General features: G+C 67.0%; 14 protein-coding genes. 8 read left to right on the top strand and 6 right to left on the bottom strand.

Going from position 1 to position 12,952, the window contains the following annotated elements:
- Nucleotides 1-29: 29 nt before the first annotated feature.
- From ACFWPK_RS12980 to ACFWPK_RS12950, 7 genes are all read left to right on the top strand, one after another.
- Nucleotides 30-1,502 carry a glutamate synthase subunit beta gene (locus ACFWPK_RS12980; protein WP_378914995.1) on the top strand — a complete coding sequence of 491 codons (1,473 nt, stop codon included), beginning with the start codon at nucleotides 30-32 and terminating at the stop codon, nucleotides 1,500-1,502.
- Nucleotides 1,503-1,757: 255 nt separating this feature from the next.
- Nucleotides 1,758-2,384, top strand: coding sequence for a tetratricopeptide repeat protein (locus tag ACFWPK_RS12975; RefSeq protein WP_378914993.1), 627 nt, complete (start codon nucleotides 1,758-1,760; stop codon nucleotides 2,382-2,384).
- Between the two features lie 365 nt (nucleotides 2,385-2,749).
- On the top strand, nucleotides 2,750-3,073 hold the full coding sequence (locus ACFWPK_RS12970) for a hypothetical protein (RefSeq protein ID WP_378914991.1): 324 nt from the start codon (nucleotides 2,750-2,752) through the stop codon (nucleotides 3,071-3,073).
- A complete protein-coding gene (locus ACFWPK_RS12965) occupies nucleotides 3,070-4,002 on the top strand; it encodes a hypothetical protein (RefSeq protein WP_378914989.1) in 933 nt (310 codons plus the stop codon). Before ACFWPK_RS12970 ends, ACFWPK_RS12965 begins: the two co-directional genes overlap by 4 nt.
- Nucleotides 3,999-4,487: a roadblock/LC7 domain-containing protein gene (locus ACFWPK_RS12960; RefSeq protein ID WP_378914987.1), complete on the top strand. Its 489-nt coding sequence runs from the start codon at nucleotides 3,999-4,001 to the stop codon at nucleotides 4,485-4,487. Before ACFWPK_RS12965 ends, ACFWPK_RS12960 begins: the two co-directional genes overlap by 4 nt.
- 10 nt (nucleotides 4,488-4,497) lie before the next feature.
- The gene (locus tag ACFWPK_RS12955) at nucleotides 4,498-4,869 is read left to right on the top strand and encodes a hypothetical protein (protein WP_378914985.1); all 372 of its coding nucleotides are present in this window, start codon (nucleotides 4,498-4,500) and stop codon (nucleotides 4,867-4,869) included.
- A 223-nt stretch (nucleotides 4,870-5,092) separates the two neighbouring features.
- The gene (locus ACFWPK_RS12950) at nucleotides 5,093-5,992 is read left to right on the top strand and encodes a cutinase family protein (protein ID WP_378914983.1); all 900 of its coding nucleotides are present in this window, start codon (nucleotides 5,093-5,095) and stop codon (nucleotides 5,990-5,992) included.
- A 66-nt stretch (nucleotides 5,993-6,058) separates the two neighbouring features.
- Here the strand turns inward: ACFWPK_RS12950 and ACFWPK_RS12945 are convergent, their stop codons facing one another.
- The 3 genes from ACFWPK_RS12945 to lysX all read right to left on the bottom strand — a co-directional run bounded on the left by ACFWPK_RS12945 (nucleotide 6,059) and on the right by lysX (nucleotide 10,566).
- Nucleotides 6,059-6,679: a histidine phosphatase family protein gene (locus ACFWPK_RS12945; protein WP_378915278.1), complete on the bottom strand. Its 621-nt coding sequence runs from the start codon at nucleotides 6,677-6,679 to the stop codon at nucleotides 6,059-6,061.
- A 98-nt stretch (nucleotides 6,680-6,777) separates the two neighbouring features.
- The gene (locus tag ACFWPK_RS12940) at nucleotides 6,778-7,095 is read right to left on the bottom strand and encodes a hypothetical protein (protein ID WP_378914981.1); all 318 of its coding nucleotides are present in this window, start codon (nucleotides 7,093-7,095) and stop codon (nucleotides 6,778-6,780) included.
- A 162-nt stretch (nucleotides 7,096-7,257) separates the two neighbouring features.
- The gene (lysX, locus tag ACFWPK_RS12935) at nucleotides 7,258-10,566 is read right to left on the bottom strand and encodes a bifunctional lysylphosphatidylglycerol synthetase/lysine--tRNA ligase LysX (RefSeq protein ID WP_378914980.1); all 3,309 of its coding nucleotides are present in this window, start codon (nucleotides 10,564-10,566) and stop codon (nucleotides 7,258-7,260) included.
- A gap of 121 nt (nucleotides 10,567-10,687) precedes the next feature.
- On the opposite strand from lysX, the gene ACFWPK_RS12930 reads away from it, so the two are divergent.
- Complete coding sequence (locus tag ACFWPK_RS12930) at nucleotides 10,688-10,909, top strand: RNA-binding S4 domain-containing protein (protein ID WP_056822507.1); 222 nt, start codon at nucleotides 10,688-10,690, stop codon at nucleotides 10,907-10,909.
- Between the two features lie 22 nt (nucleotides 10,910-10,931).
- Here ACFWPK_RS12930 and rraA read toward each other — a convergent pair whose 3' ends face one another.
- The 3 genes from rraA to ACFWPK_RS12915 form a co-directional block, all read right to left on the bottom strand.
- Entirely contained in the window at nucleotides 10,932-11,420 is a 489-nt protein-coding gene (gene rraA / locus ACFWPK_RS12925) for a ribonuclease E activity regulator RraA (RefSeq protein ID WP_328658307.1), read from the bottom strand.
- Nucleotides 11,421-11,484: 64 nt separating this feature from the next.
- Nucleotides 11,485-11,943 (bottom strand): SRPBCC family protein, encoded by a 459-nt coding sequence (locus ACFWPK_RS12920; protein ID WP_378914977.1) that lies wholly within the window; start codon nucleotides 11,941-11,943, stop codon nucleotides 11,485-11,487.
- A 64-nt stretch (nucleotides 11,944-12,007) separates the two neighbouring features.
- On the bottom strand, nucleotides 12,008-12,952 hold the full coding sequence (locus ACFWPK_RS12915) for a copper resistance D family protein (RefSeq protein WP_378914976.1): 945 nt from the start codon (nucleotides 12,950-12,952) through the stop codon (nucleotides 12,008-12,010).

The raw sequence follows: 12,952 nt of genomic DNA, 5'->3' as shown, positions 1-12,952 counted from the left end.
ACCGCACAGTGATTCTTCGGGGGCGGCACGTGGCTGACCCACAGGGATTTTTGAAGCACACCTCGAGGGAAACCCCGGCCCGTCGTCCGGTCGAGCTGCGTCTGCTCGACTGGAAAGAGGTCTACGAGGAGAAGAAGTTCTCCCAGGACACCTTGAAGACCCAGGCCAGCCGCTGCATGGACTGCGGTATCCCCTTCTGCCACAACGGCTGTCCGCTCGGGAACCTGATTCCCGAATGGAACGACCTGGTCTACAAGGGTGCCTGGCGCGAAGGCATCGACCGCCTGCACGCCACCAACAACTTCCCGGAGTTCACCGGCCGCCTGTGCCCGGCTCCGTGTGAGGCGTCCTGCGTGCTCGGCATCAACCAGGAGCCGGTCACGATCAAGCAGGTCGAGGTCGAGCTCATCGAGAACGCCTTCGACGAGGGCTGGGTCACCCCGGTGTACCCCACTCGCCTGACCGGCAAGAAGATCGCCGTCGTCGGCTCGGGGCCGGCCGGTCTCGCCGCCGCCCAGCAGCTCACTCGCGCCGGTCACACCGTGACCGTGTTCGAGCGTGACGACCGCATCGGCGGCCTGATGCGCTACGGCATCCCGGAATTCAAGATGGAGAAGTCGGTCATCGACCGTCGTCTGGCCCAGATGGAAGCCGAAGGCACCATCTTCAAGGCGGGCGTCAATGTCGGTGTCGACATCACCGCCGAGCAGCTGCGTGAGCGTTTCGACGCGATCGTGCTTGCCGGTGGCGCCACCATCGCCCGCGACCTGCCGATCCCCGGGCGCGAGCTCGACGGCATCCACCAGGCGATGGAGTTCCTGCCGCTGTCCAACCGGGTGCAGCTCGGTGACGACATCGCCGACGCCGACGGCCTGCCCCCGATCCACGCCAAGGGCAAGAAGGTCATCATCATCGGCGGTGGCGACACCGGCGCCGACTGCCTCGGCACCTCGCACCGCCACGGCGCCGAGTCGGTGCACCAGTTCGAGATCATGCCGCGTCCTCCCGAGGAGCGCGCGGGCTCGACCCCGTGGCCGACCTACCCGCTCATGTACCGGGTCGCCTCGGCACACGAAGAGGGCGGCGAACGCCTGTTCTCGGTGAACACCGAGCGTTTCGTCGGCAAGGACGGCAAGGTCACCGGCCTCGACGCCCATGAGGTCAAGATGGCCAACGGTCGCTTCGAGAAGGTCGAGGGCACCGACTTCACCCTCGAAGCCGATCTGGTCCTGCTGGCCATGGGCTTCGTCGGTCCGCAGAAGCCGGGCCTGCTCACCGATCTCGGTGTCGGCTACGACGGTCGCGGCAATGTCCAGCGCGACAAGAGCTGGGCCACCAACATCCCCGGCGTCTTCGTCGCCGGCGATATGGGCCGTGGTCAGTCCCTGATCGTCTGGGCCATCGCCGAAGGTCGCGCCGCCGCGTCGGCCGTCGACAAGTACCTCGAGGGCGAAACCGCGCTTCCCGCGCCGATCCCCCCGACAGCTGTCGCCCAGCGCTGATCGCTGAACGAACAAGGCGCCCGCAGGCTTTCGAGCCCGCGGGCGTCTTTTTTGTCATTCCCCCCACACAGGACGCATGCCCCGGCGAATCCGGGCGCTTTGCCGGATACCTGCGGGTTTGCGGGAAATATGCGTAGGGGGATGAACGGGTAAGGCGTGCAAGGGGTTCGGTAGGTCGGCAAACGACGTGGCTGATCTCCCGTGCAGCACATAGACTTTCCATGTCGAGGTGTACGGGAGATCCGAGGGGGAGCTGTGCCGTTGCCGCCGGAAGCGTTGGCGAACCTGCGCCGCGCCGCACAGCGTGGTGACGGTACCGCCATGCACAATCTCGCCCACTTCTACCACGACCACAGCGATTTCGAGGCAGCCGAGCACTGGTTCCGGCGCGCCGCCGCCGCGGGACATACGCGGTCGATGAACAACCTCGCCGTGCTGCTCGATCAGTTCGGCGAACTCGACGAGGCCGAATCCTGGTACCGCCGTGCGGCGGCCGCGGGCAACTGCAACGCGATGTTCAACCTGGCCACCATGCTCTACCAGTGTGGCGACCGCCGCGATGCCGAAACCTGGTACCACCACGCCGCCATGGCGGGCCATGTCGACGCCATGTACAACCTCGCCCGGCTGTTCGAGGACCAGCACCGCCTCGACGACGCCGAAGCCTGGTACGGCGAGGCCGCCGACCACGGCGACATCGACGCCGTCAACAACCTCGGCATCCTGCTGCGCAGGCGCGGCGCCACCACCGAGGCCCGCCGCTGCTTCCGTCGCGCGGCCGACCTCGGCCACCCAAGGGCCATGGCCAACCTCGCGGCCCTGCTGGAATCCCAAGGCGCCCACCGCGAAGCGGAAACCTGGTACCGCCGCGCTGCCGGCTGATCGCACATTTTCGAGCACATCGGTCGGGGGACCGGTGTGCGCCGAGTTCGGCGAGGTCTGCGAAGAAGCCGTTTTCGATGTTCGCGCGATGATCGCTGGCCGGTGGAATAGGCGAGTGATCACCTGTTATAGCGGTAGGCAGCGAATGGGCGACGAAGTTACTGAAAAGTATTGATACCGAGCGGTTTTCCAGCAAACATCAGCAAACATATTGTGTGGCAGCAATTTTCCGGCGTTCGAGATGCGAAGGTTTGCGGAGGGGTATAGCGTCTCGTTTCGATCAATAGTCGATGACGGTCGGGGGCTCGGTGAATTCTCTTGATGGGTGTCTGAAACGCATCATGGACATTCCCGGGGCGCGCAGTGTGACACTCGTGGACGGGGCGAGCGGGTTGGCTGTCGCCGGTGCCGGGGAGCATCAGGGCGTCGACGAGCACGAGGACGCGGCGGGGACCACCGATGTGGTGCGGGCCGCGCTCGGGTGCCCGGCTCTGGGGAGCGCCGACGACGACCTCACCGAGATCGTGGTGTGCCGGACCAGCGGGTTTCACCTCTTACACCTGGTCGACGGCGACTTCGACGGCAGGTTGTTCATGCATGTCGTATTCGACGGCGGCACCGGCAATCTCGGCATGGCGCGCTATCAGCTCAGGTCGGCACTGGAAGAACTGATGGGTGGGAATCGATGAGTGTCGCGCTCGCCGATGAATTGCATCGGCTCGGCGAAGAAGGTTCGACCGGCGTATTACGGGCAGGCGACGGCGAATTCCATTTGGTCCGTGGCACTATCGCCTCGGTCGGTTGCGGGCGCACGATCGGACTCGACCGGCTGGTGGTCGAAGCGGGCGTAGCAACGGCCGAGGATTGGCGCCGCGCGGGCGCTGGTGACCCGGGCCAGTTGCTGGATCAACCGCGACTGGAAACCCTTGCGCTGCTGTCGGTGTTCGACGCTGCCTACTTTTTGCTGGCGTCGGCCGACGAGCCGGAATTCCGCCCGACACCCGAACATTGGCTGGCCCCGGTCTGCCACATCGCCCCGCGCGCACTTGTTCACGAATGCGAACGCCGCACCGACAACGACTACGGCCCATGGACGGCCGACCTCGTCACCGAGGTCGCGGTGGTACCGGCCCGCCGCATCAAGCGAAACCAGGTGGTACTCACCGGAAATCAGGCCGAAGTCCTTGCCGCCGCCGATACCCGCCGCAGCATCGCCGAAATCGCCCGCGATCTGGGCCGCACCACCTACGGCTGCCTCGTCGCCGTTCGCGACCTGACCGACGCGGGCCTGATCGAAGCACCGGAGCCCGTCCCGGCCGAACAACCACAGCGCGGGCGCCACCTCGCCCTCGCGCCGGACCCGGCCGACCACCGAACCTCGACACCGTCGACAACATCCGTGCCCACGCTGCCCAAACGCATTCCCGGCAGCGCGGGACCGACCCGTCTCCAGCAGGAGCCGGGTGCACGACAGGGCAGGCACGCGATCGACGAGGAAGCGACCGCGACCGCCCGACACCGCGGAAACCACGCAGACACAGCGGAACCCGAACGCTGGCAACAGGTCGACCGCGAGACACTCATCCGGCTCAGGGCGGCGTTGGAGGAGCTTGCGTGACCGTGCGGAAGAAGCTGCTCGGTGAATGGAGGGGAAGGTTGACCAAGGTGCCGATGACCGCACCCGAACCCAGAGTGCCCGAACACTATCCGGCTGTGCTCGGCGAACTGAAGTCGTTGCGCGAGCGGCTACCTCAGCTCACGGGGTCACTGGTGGCGTCCAGCGACGGACTGCTCATCGAACACGACCTGCCCTCTCATCTCGAACCCGCGGGTATGGCCGCGCTGTCGGCCGCGCAGTTGTCGTTGTCGTACCGGCTGGCGAATACCGCGCACGGCGGCGGTTTCAGCGAAGTCGTCGTGCACGGAACCGAGGGGCAGGTGGTGATCTACGCCGCCGGCTACACCTCGCTGACCGTGCTCGCCGGACCCGAAGTGAACGTCGGTCGGCTCCATCTGGAGTCGCGACCGGTAGCTCGCGCCATCGCCGGCCATCTGGCGGCGGCGCACTCGCCTGGGAACGACCAGGTGAAGATCGACGAATGAAAGGCACGACATGTCGAATATGGATCTGGCTCTGAAGGACATGATGGTGATCGACGGCGCGGTCGGCGCCGCGATCGTCGACTACAGCAGCGGGATGGCGCTCGGAATGCTCAGCAGCACCAAGGCGCTCGACCTGCAGGTCGCCGCGGCGGGCAACACCGAGGTGGTGCGGGCGAAGATGCGTACCATCGAGCAGCTCGGCCTCAACGAGGACATCGAGGACATCCTCATCACCCTCGGCACGCAGTACCACTTGATCCGCCCGATGACGGGGCGCAAGTCGAAAGGGCTGTTCCTTTACCTCGCCCTCGATCGCGGCCGCGCCAATCTGGCGCTGGCGCGGCACAAGCTCAAGGGCATCGAAGAAGACCTGGAGGTGTGAGTTTCGCGAACGGGGGGTGTGTCGGCGGTGACGCGCCGCTGACATCGGCGTCACTCCAGCATGTAGTCCTGCACATTTCCCGGTGCGAACAGTCACAAGATCGAGAGGTCGTGTGGCATGGGATGGCTCGGACGCCTATTGTGATTCGCGGCGAGGTCTGGGGCCACAACGTCAGTATTCGGGGTTGCTCTCACATCGACGAGCAAGGGTGAACTGGAGCGGTATGCAGTTGAAGAAGGTTGTCGCGGCTCTGGGAGCGTCCGCGGCGATGATGTCCGGAATTGTTGTCGGCAGCACGAGCGCGAACGCGGCGCCCGCCTGCCCGAGTCTCTATGTGGTCGCCATTCCCGGCACCTGGGAAACCGGCCACGAGAAGGAACCCGGCCCCGGCATGCTCGCCGGTGTCACCAGAGGACTACCGAGAAACACCGACGTCGACTACGTCACCTATGCCGCCACCGCGTTCCCCTGGGAAGGCGATGTCTACGGCAACTCCAAGAAGCAGGCGGTCGACGCCGCCCGCGGACTGATCAGCGCCAAGCTGGCCTCCTGCGGCAACACCAGGGCCGCCATCGTCGGCTACAGCCAGGGTGCCGACGCCGCAGGCGATCTGGCGGCCGAGATCGGCACGGGCATCAGCCCGATCCCGCAGGACCGGGTCGCCGCCGTCGGCCTCATCTCCGATCCGCGTCGTTCGCCGACCGATATCCAGGTCGGCCCGCACGCCGCGGGTGCCGGTGCCGGTGGTGCTCGGCCGGGCGGGTTCGGTTGGCTGAGCGACCGCACGCGCACCATCTGCGCGGTCGAGGATCTGTACTGCGCGACCGCCACCGACGACTTCGTGACGCGGTTCGCGGGGTTCCTGGCCCAGAGTTCGGATGCGAACCCGGCCAACCTGTGGCGCTACCAGCTCGAGGCAGGCGCGATCGTGAACGACCTGATGTCGCTCGGTGGTATCCCGACCCTGGGGGCGCAGCTGACCGACGCGGCCAACCAGAAGCGGGCCAAGGATCTCGAGCAGTTCTACCGCTCGCAGGCCCACACCCTGTACGGCAGTTACTCGGTGGGTGGCGGGCAGACCGCCATCACCTGGATGCACAACTGGATCGCTCAGCAGGCCTGAGTAGTTCCCCGAGAGCCCGGTATCGCTTCGGCGGTGCCGGGCTCTTTCGTGTTCGCCGAACAGCTGTCAGGGTGTGGTCCGGGAGAGCGACCTCGGCAGCAGGTTCCAGACGTGGCCGTTCTCGTTGATGGTGGCGGCCGTGCGGGTGCCGGTGCGGGAATACAGGATTCGGGTGATCGAGCAGTAGTCGATGGGGAAGGTGAGGGGGCGGGGGAGCGCGAGGATATCGGCCAGCAGGACGTTGATGACACCGCCGTGGGCGAAGGCGACGACGGTGTCCGCGGGTGTTGTGGTGGCGACGAGATTCTCGACCGCGGCCAGTACCCGCGCGGTGAAGGCCGGGCCGTCGATCTGGTCGGGGAGGTGGCCGGCTTTGATGCGGGCGTAGGCGTCGGCGAACTCGGTTTTCGCGTCCTCGATGGGGATGTAGGCGGGGAGGTCGCGGTCGTACTCGGCCAGGTCGTCGATGATGTCGACGGGCAGTTCGCGGGCGGTCGCGGTGGGGTGTGCGGTGTCGCGGGCGCGGCGCTGGGGGCTGCTGACTATGCGGCTGATGTCGTGGGCGGCGAGCGCGGCGGGGACGCGGTCGGCTTGGAGCTTGCCGATCTCGGTGAGGCCGGGGTCCGCGGCGGTGGTGTCACCGACTACGCGTTCGGGTTGGGCATGACGCACCAGTATCAGCTGCACACTCACACACTCTGCCGTATCCGCAACAGCGGGGACAGCCCGGTCGCGGACTCGCGGGATGCCTCGTCGGAGGGTATCGCCGCGAGTCCTCGGTCAGGTCAGGACTGGCCGTAGGGCGGCTGGCCGTACGGCGGCTGACCACCCTGCGGGCCGTTGAACGGCGGCTGACCACCGTTGTGCGGCGGCTGGTCGTCCTTCTTCTTGTTCTTGAGCAGGTAGATGCCGCCGACGATCAGCACCACGATGACCAGGCAGCAGATGCCGCCGATGATCAGGAAGCTGCTGTTCTTCTTTTTCTTCTTCGCCGCGAGTTCCATCGCGGTGTTGACTGCGTCCGAACTCGCCAGGGTGTCGAAGCTGCTGGTGAGCATGTGCGGATCGACGAGTGCGGCTGTGGTCAGCAAGTCCAGATACATGTAATCCCATCCCGATGTGTTGGTGGACCGACATCCTCCCGGTGCCGGAACTCCGAGACTAGCGGTCTCGCTGTGGCTTTCGGTCCGAAAGCCTCACGCGCGCCAGGCGGAGTAAATATTGATCGCGAACGTGTCGCGATCCGTTTACATCTGTACCCGTTCTCACCGTGGTTTCACCAATGGGAACGGCAGTGTCTCGCGGATGCTGCGTCCGGTGATCAACATGACCACCCGGTCCACCCCCATCCCGAGGCCGCCGGTGGGCGGCATCGCGTGTTCGAGTGCGGTCAGGAAGTCCTCGTCGAGTTCCATCGCCTCCGGGTCGCCGCCCGCGGCCAGCATCGACTGCTCGGTGAGCCTGCGCCGCTGTTCCACCGGGTCGGTGAGTTCGCTGTAGGCAGTGCCCAATTCGACGCCCCAGGCCACCAGATCCCAGCGCTCGGTCACCCCGGCGATGCTGCGGTGCGAGCGGGTGAGCGGGGAGACCGAGGTGGGGAAGTCCAGGTAGAAGGTGGGGTAGGTGGTCTGCGATTCCACCAGGTGCTCATACATTTCCAGCACCACCTGGCCCGCGTCCCAGCCGTGCTGGTAGGCCACGCCCGCCTCGTCGCACAGCTCACGCAGCCGGGTCAGCTCGGTGCGCGCGGTCACCTCGGAGCCGATCGCCTCGGAGACCGCGCCGTGCACGGTTTTGACCCGCCACTCGCCGGAGATATCGACGGTGTCGTAGCCGCCGTCGTCGTTGGGGCGCAACGCCACCTCGGCCCCGTTGGCGGCCATCGCCGCGTGCTGGATCAACCGGCGGCACAGGTGCATCATCTGCAGGTAATCGCTGTGCGCCTCATAGGCTTCCAGGATCGTGAACTCGGGATTGTGGCTGAAGTCGACGCCTTCGTTGCGGAAGGTCCGGCCGATCTCGAACACCTTCTCCATGCCGCCGACGCACAGCCGTTTGAGGTACAGCTCGGGGGCGATGCGCAGGTAGAGGTCGAGATCGTAGGCGTTGATGTGGGTACGGAACGGTAGCGCGTTGGCGCCGCCGTGCACCTGTTGCAGGATCGGCGTCTCCACCTCGAGAAAACCCCAGACGAACAGCGAATCGCGCAGCGAATGCAGTACCGCGCTGCGCTTGGCCATCACCTCGCGGGTCTCGGGGTTGATCGCCATGTCCACATAGCGCTGCCGGACCTTGGCTTCCTGATCGGCCAGGCCACGCCACTTGTCGGGCAGCGGATGCAGGCACTTGCCGTTCATCCGCCAGTCCTGTGCGAGCAGCGAGAGCTCACCGTTGCGGCTGGTGCCGATCTGCCCGCTCACCTCGATGAGATCGCCGAGGTCGAAGAATTCGGTGAACTCGTTGCTGCGATCGGCGCCGACCCGCTCGCGGTCGATCACCAGCTGGATCTCGCCGGTCCAATCGCGCACCAGGGCGAAGATCACGCCGCCGTAGTCGCGAATCCGCAAGATCCTGCCCGCGATTCGCACTGTGGTGCCCTTGGGGCAACGCCGCGCCGCGGTGATGTCGTGGGTCGGCGGGTAGGCAACCGGATAGGGGTCGATGCCGGCCGCGGTGAGCCGGTCGAGTTTGTCCAGGCGCACCCGCACCTGCTCCGGCCTGCGCGGACCCTGCTCGGCGTCGTCGCTCTCGGGTGCTTCCGGTGGGCTGCCGTCGGCGTGCAGGCCGGTGACGGTCGCGGGAACAGCCGACTTCGTGCCGGTGTGCACGCCCGCGTCGGGTGCCTTGCCGATGCGCGGCAGGAAACCTTCGGCCAGCCCGCTCGCCGTGGCCACCCGCGGCAGCTGCCTGCGTTCCTCGAACAGGAAGAACCGCGGCACCCAGCGCGGGTGATACTTCACATTCGACCGGTACAGCGCCTCGAGCTGCCACCAGCGCGAGAAGAACAGCAGCACGCCGCGCCAGGCCCGCAGGATCGGACCGGCACCGATCCGGCCGCCCTCCTCGAACACCGAACGGAACACCGCGAAGTTCAGCGACACCTTGGTGATGCCGTACTGGTCGGAGTTCAGGGCGAGCTGCGAGATCATCAGCTCCATCACGCCGTTCGGGCTCTGTGGGTCGCGGCGCATCAGCTCGAGCGAGACGCCGGTGCGGCCCCACGGGACGAGCGAGAGCATGGCGTGCACGCGGTCGTCATGGTCGACGGCCTCGACCAGCAGGCAGTCACCGTCGAGTGGATCGCCCAGGCGGCCGAGCGCCATCGAGAAGCCGCGCTCGGTCTCGGTGTCGCGCCAGGCGTCCGCGCGGGCGACGATCTCGGTGAACTCGGCGGCCGGGATGTCGCGGTGCCTGCGCACCCGCACGCCGAAACCGTTCTTGCGCAAACGGTTCGCGGCCTGGCGAACCTGCTTCATCTCCGGGCCCGCCAGCGAGAACGTGCGGGTGTCGAGGATCGCCTCGTCGCCGAGCCGCAGCGCCGACAGCCCCGCCTTGCGGTACGCGGTGGCACCGACCTCGCTCGCGCCCATCACCGCGGGCTGCCAGCCGAACCGGTCGGCCTGCTCCAACCACGCCTGAATCGCCTGCGGCCACGCCTGCTTCGGGCCGATCGGATCGCCACTTGCCAGGCACACACCCAATTCGACGCGATAGGTGATCCCCGCCTTGCCGTTCGGCGCGAACACCACCGCCTTGTCGCGGCGGGTCGCGAAGTAGCCGAGCGAGTCCTCCACATCGCTGCTCGCCAGCAGCCCGCGGATGGCCGACTCGTCCAGGCCGGTCATCGCGTTGTCGGCGCGTTGCGAGCGCAGCAGCACGATCACCGCGGCCAGCAGCGCGATCGCGCCGAACAGGCCGAGCAGGAAGTTCACCCAGGCCCGCGGATGCCCGTCGAAGTGCTCGTTGTTCACCAGCACGGCCGCGGTGACCCGATACACCGCCCACAGCGGACGTTGCACACCCGCGGGCAGCGAACCGGGGAACAGCTCGACCAGTCCCCAGCCGAGCAGACAGCCGAGCGCGAGCCCCGACACCAGCACGCCGAGCGCCTTCCACAGCGCGCCGGGCCGAACGCGGGTGTAGAACTCCTTACGCGCGGCCAGCAGTATCCCGATGACCACCGCGTGCACGATGAAGGCGACCAGCGCGTCCACATCGTCTTCGTCGAAGAACTCCAGGATGTTCGCCACCGCGTACAGCAGCAGATACGCGACGAGCAGCCACCAGGCGATCCGTTTGCGGGCCGCGGTCGCCCCGGCGAGCAAGCCGACCACCAGCGCCCACACGAGGCTGGTGTCGGGGGCGTCGAAGTAGTAGTTGTCGACATAGTGGCGCGGCGCCTGCGTGAGGATCCGCAGGCTGGGCGAGAGGCTCCACAGGAACAGCAGCACCGCGAACACACCGAGGATCAATCCGGCGATGTGCGGTACCTCGGATAGCCGGCCGTGCGCGCGATGGGGCACCGGCGTGCGGTCCTCGACGGTGGGGTGCTGCTCGGCCTGTGTGGGAGTCACCGATCCAGTGTGCGTCCAAACGCGCCGGATCCATACGGGCGTGACTGCGGCGTGTTCGTCACGGCCCGCAACGCCGGGGCCGGTGGTGTCCGGTTTCGGGCGACCGGGTAAGTATTAGCGCATGTCGGAACCAGTTGATGTGCCGATCGATGACGTTGTCATCCGCCTCGGGCAATTCCTGAAACTGGCCAACCTGATCGATTCGGGTTCCGAGGCCAAGACGGTGATCGCGCAGGGTTTGGTGCGCGTCAACGACGAAGTGGAGTTACGCCGCGGCAGGCAGTTGCAGATCGGCGACGTCGTCGTCCTCGCGGGCAACAAGGTACGGGTGTCCGAGGGATAACCCTCGAACACCCGCGTCGTCCTCAGTCTTCGGCGCGAACCACAACGCCGTCGGAGTCGCTGTAGAGCATCTCGCCGGGCACGAAGGTGATGCCGCCGAATTCGACGGGCACGTCCTGCTCGCCGCTGCCGGTCTGGGTGCTCTTGCGCGGGTTGGTGCCGAGGGCCTTCACCCCGATGTCGAGGGTGCGCAGGATCGCGGAGTCACGCACGGCGCCGTTGACGATCACGCCGGCCCAGCCGTTGTCCACGCCACGCCCGGCGATGATGTCGCCGACCAGCGCGGTGTGCACGCTCGCGCCGCCGTCGACGACGAGCACCTTGCCCTCGCCCGGCCCGCTCAGGGTCTGCTTGACCAGCAGGTTGTCCTGGAAGCAGCGGATCGTGGTGATCCGGCCCGCGAATTCGGCGCGGCCGCCGAACTGGATGAACTGCGTATCGCAGCTACGGATCTCGGGGCCGATCTCGTCGGCCAGATCGGCGGTGGCCACAACATTCGCTGATTCGGTCATGATCAGATTGTGTCAGGCCCGCCTGGACGCTCCATTCGTAGGTTCTAGGCGGTGCGCTGGACTGTCAGGCCTGCTGTTCGCGGTAGGACTTCTCGATCTCGTGGATGAGGGCGTCGGTGGTGTGTTTGACCGCGATCTTCACGAACGGCTCGATCGTCTTGCCGAGCATCTTGCCCGCGATGCCGCCACCGACGGAGAAGTCGATGACCGCGTCGACCGTGCACGTGTCCGCGCCCTTGGGGATGAACTTGAAGGTCGCGACGATCTCGAAGCCCTTGATCGAGCGGGTGGCGATCAACCGGCCCTCTTCCCAGCCGACGACCTCGATGCGGGAGGTCAGCGACGCGGGGCCCAGTTTCATCTTCCCGTCGAACTTCGCGCCGATGCCATCGGTCTGCGCGGTGACAGGAGTGAAGGACTCGATGCCGTACCAGAACTTCGGCAGATTGCGGTAGTCGTTCATGAAGGCGAACGCCGCCTCGGCGGGCGCAGCGCCGTCCTCAACAATCCTCACTTCGGTCATGGCGTCAGCTTAATCGTGCCTGTCGGCGTCGAATGGCACTCGCGGCCGAACGTGACCGAGGTGACTACGCGGTGACCGCCAGCGTCGCTGCCAGGCCGAACGCCACCGCCATCACCAGTACTTCGGCCGCGGCGTTGCGCAGGGAGGTCTCGGCGGTGACGCGGTGGTCGGCGGCCTTGCGGACCCAGGTCCGACGCCACCACCAGCCCATGGCCACGAGGACGCACAGGATGGTGAGCTTGGCCAGCAGGATTCGTCCGTAGCCGCTTGTCAGCAGCGGGGTGATGCCGCCGAGTCGCACCACGCCGTTGACCAGGCCGGTGAGCGCGACGACGCACACCAGGGGCGCGGCGAACGCGGAGTAGCGGGGCAGGGTCGCGGCCCATTCGCCGCGGGTGCGCAGGACCAGGACCATGGCCAGCAGCAGGCCGAGCCAGCAGGCGGCGGCCAGCGCGTGGATCGCGGCCAGTACCGAACCGAACATCTGCTGGGACATGTGCCCGGTGATCGGGCGCAGCGACAGCGCGACCGCCGCGAACACGAGCACCAGATCGGCCGACGCGGTATCGGGCCGGCGGAAGGCCAGTGCCGCGTAGCAGGCGATCGCGCCGGTGCAGAACAGGATCGCGATGCCGATCTGGCCGCCGCTGAGCCGGCCGAGGAAGGTGATGAAGTCGCTCGCGCCCAGCTGGGTCACCGCGACGCCGACGATCTCGGCGGCCTCGCACAACAGCACGATGAACTCCGCGGCGAACCAGACACCGGCGAGGGCGGCCAGTGGTCGCCACGTGACCGTCAGCCGGTCGTTGAGCCGGGGCAGCGCGGCGAGGCCGATCACCACCGCGCCAGCGCAGTCGGCGAGCACGCGCGCGAACGCCACCCACGCGAACCCGCCGGACCGGCGCAGTATCCAGGCCAGTACCACCCCGGCCAGCGCGGCGGCGACGACCGGCACCAGGACACGCCACTGCCGCAGCGCGGCACCGGGTACCCGGCGACCGGTCGTCAT

This window comes from Nocardia sp. NPDC058519 (assembly GCF_042719755.1).
In the GTDB taxonomy this organism is placed as follows: Bacteria; Actinomycetota; Actinomycetes; order Mycobacteriales; family Mycobacteriaceae; genus Nocardia.
Note: the sequence above shows the minus strand (reverse complement) of the source record. Positions and strands in the feature narration are given on the sequence as shown.

Coding starts and splice junctions, on each gene's coding strand:
- ACFWPK_RS12965 (WP_378914989.1), top strand. CDS start 3,070: ATGAGTGTCGCGCTCGCCGATGAATTGCATCGGCTCGGCGAAGAAGGT.
- ACFWPK_RS12955 (WP_378914985.1), top strand. CDS start 4,498: ATGTCGAATATGGATCTGGCTCTGAAGGACATGATGGTGATCGACGGC.
- ACFWPK_RS12950 (WP_378914983.1), top strand. CDS start 5,093: ATGCAGTTGAAGAAGGTTGTCGCGGCTCTGGGAGCGTCCGCGGCGATG.
- ACFWPK_RS12940 (WP_378914981.1), bottom strand. CDS start 7,095: ATGTATCTGGACTTGCTGACCACAGCCGCACTCGTCGATCCGCACATG.
- ACFWPK_RS12930 (WP_056822507.1), top strand. CDS start 10,688: ATGTCGGAACCAGTTGATGTGCCGATCGATGACGTTGTCATCCGCCTC.
- rraA (WP_328658307.1), bottom strand. CDS start 11,420: ATGACCGAATCAGCGAATGTTGTGGCCACCGCCGATCTGGCCGACGAG.
- ACFWPK_RS12920 (WP_378914977.1), bottom strand. CDS start 11,943: ATGACCGAAGTGAGGATTGTTGAGGACGGCGCTGCGCCCGCCGAGGCG.
- ACFWPK_RS12915 (WP_378914976.1), bottom strand. CDS start 12,952: ATGACGACCGGTCGCCGGGTACCCGGTGCCGCGCTGCGGCAGTGGCGT.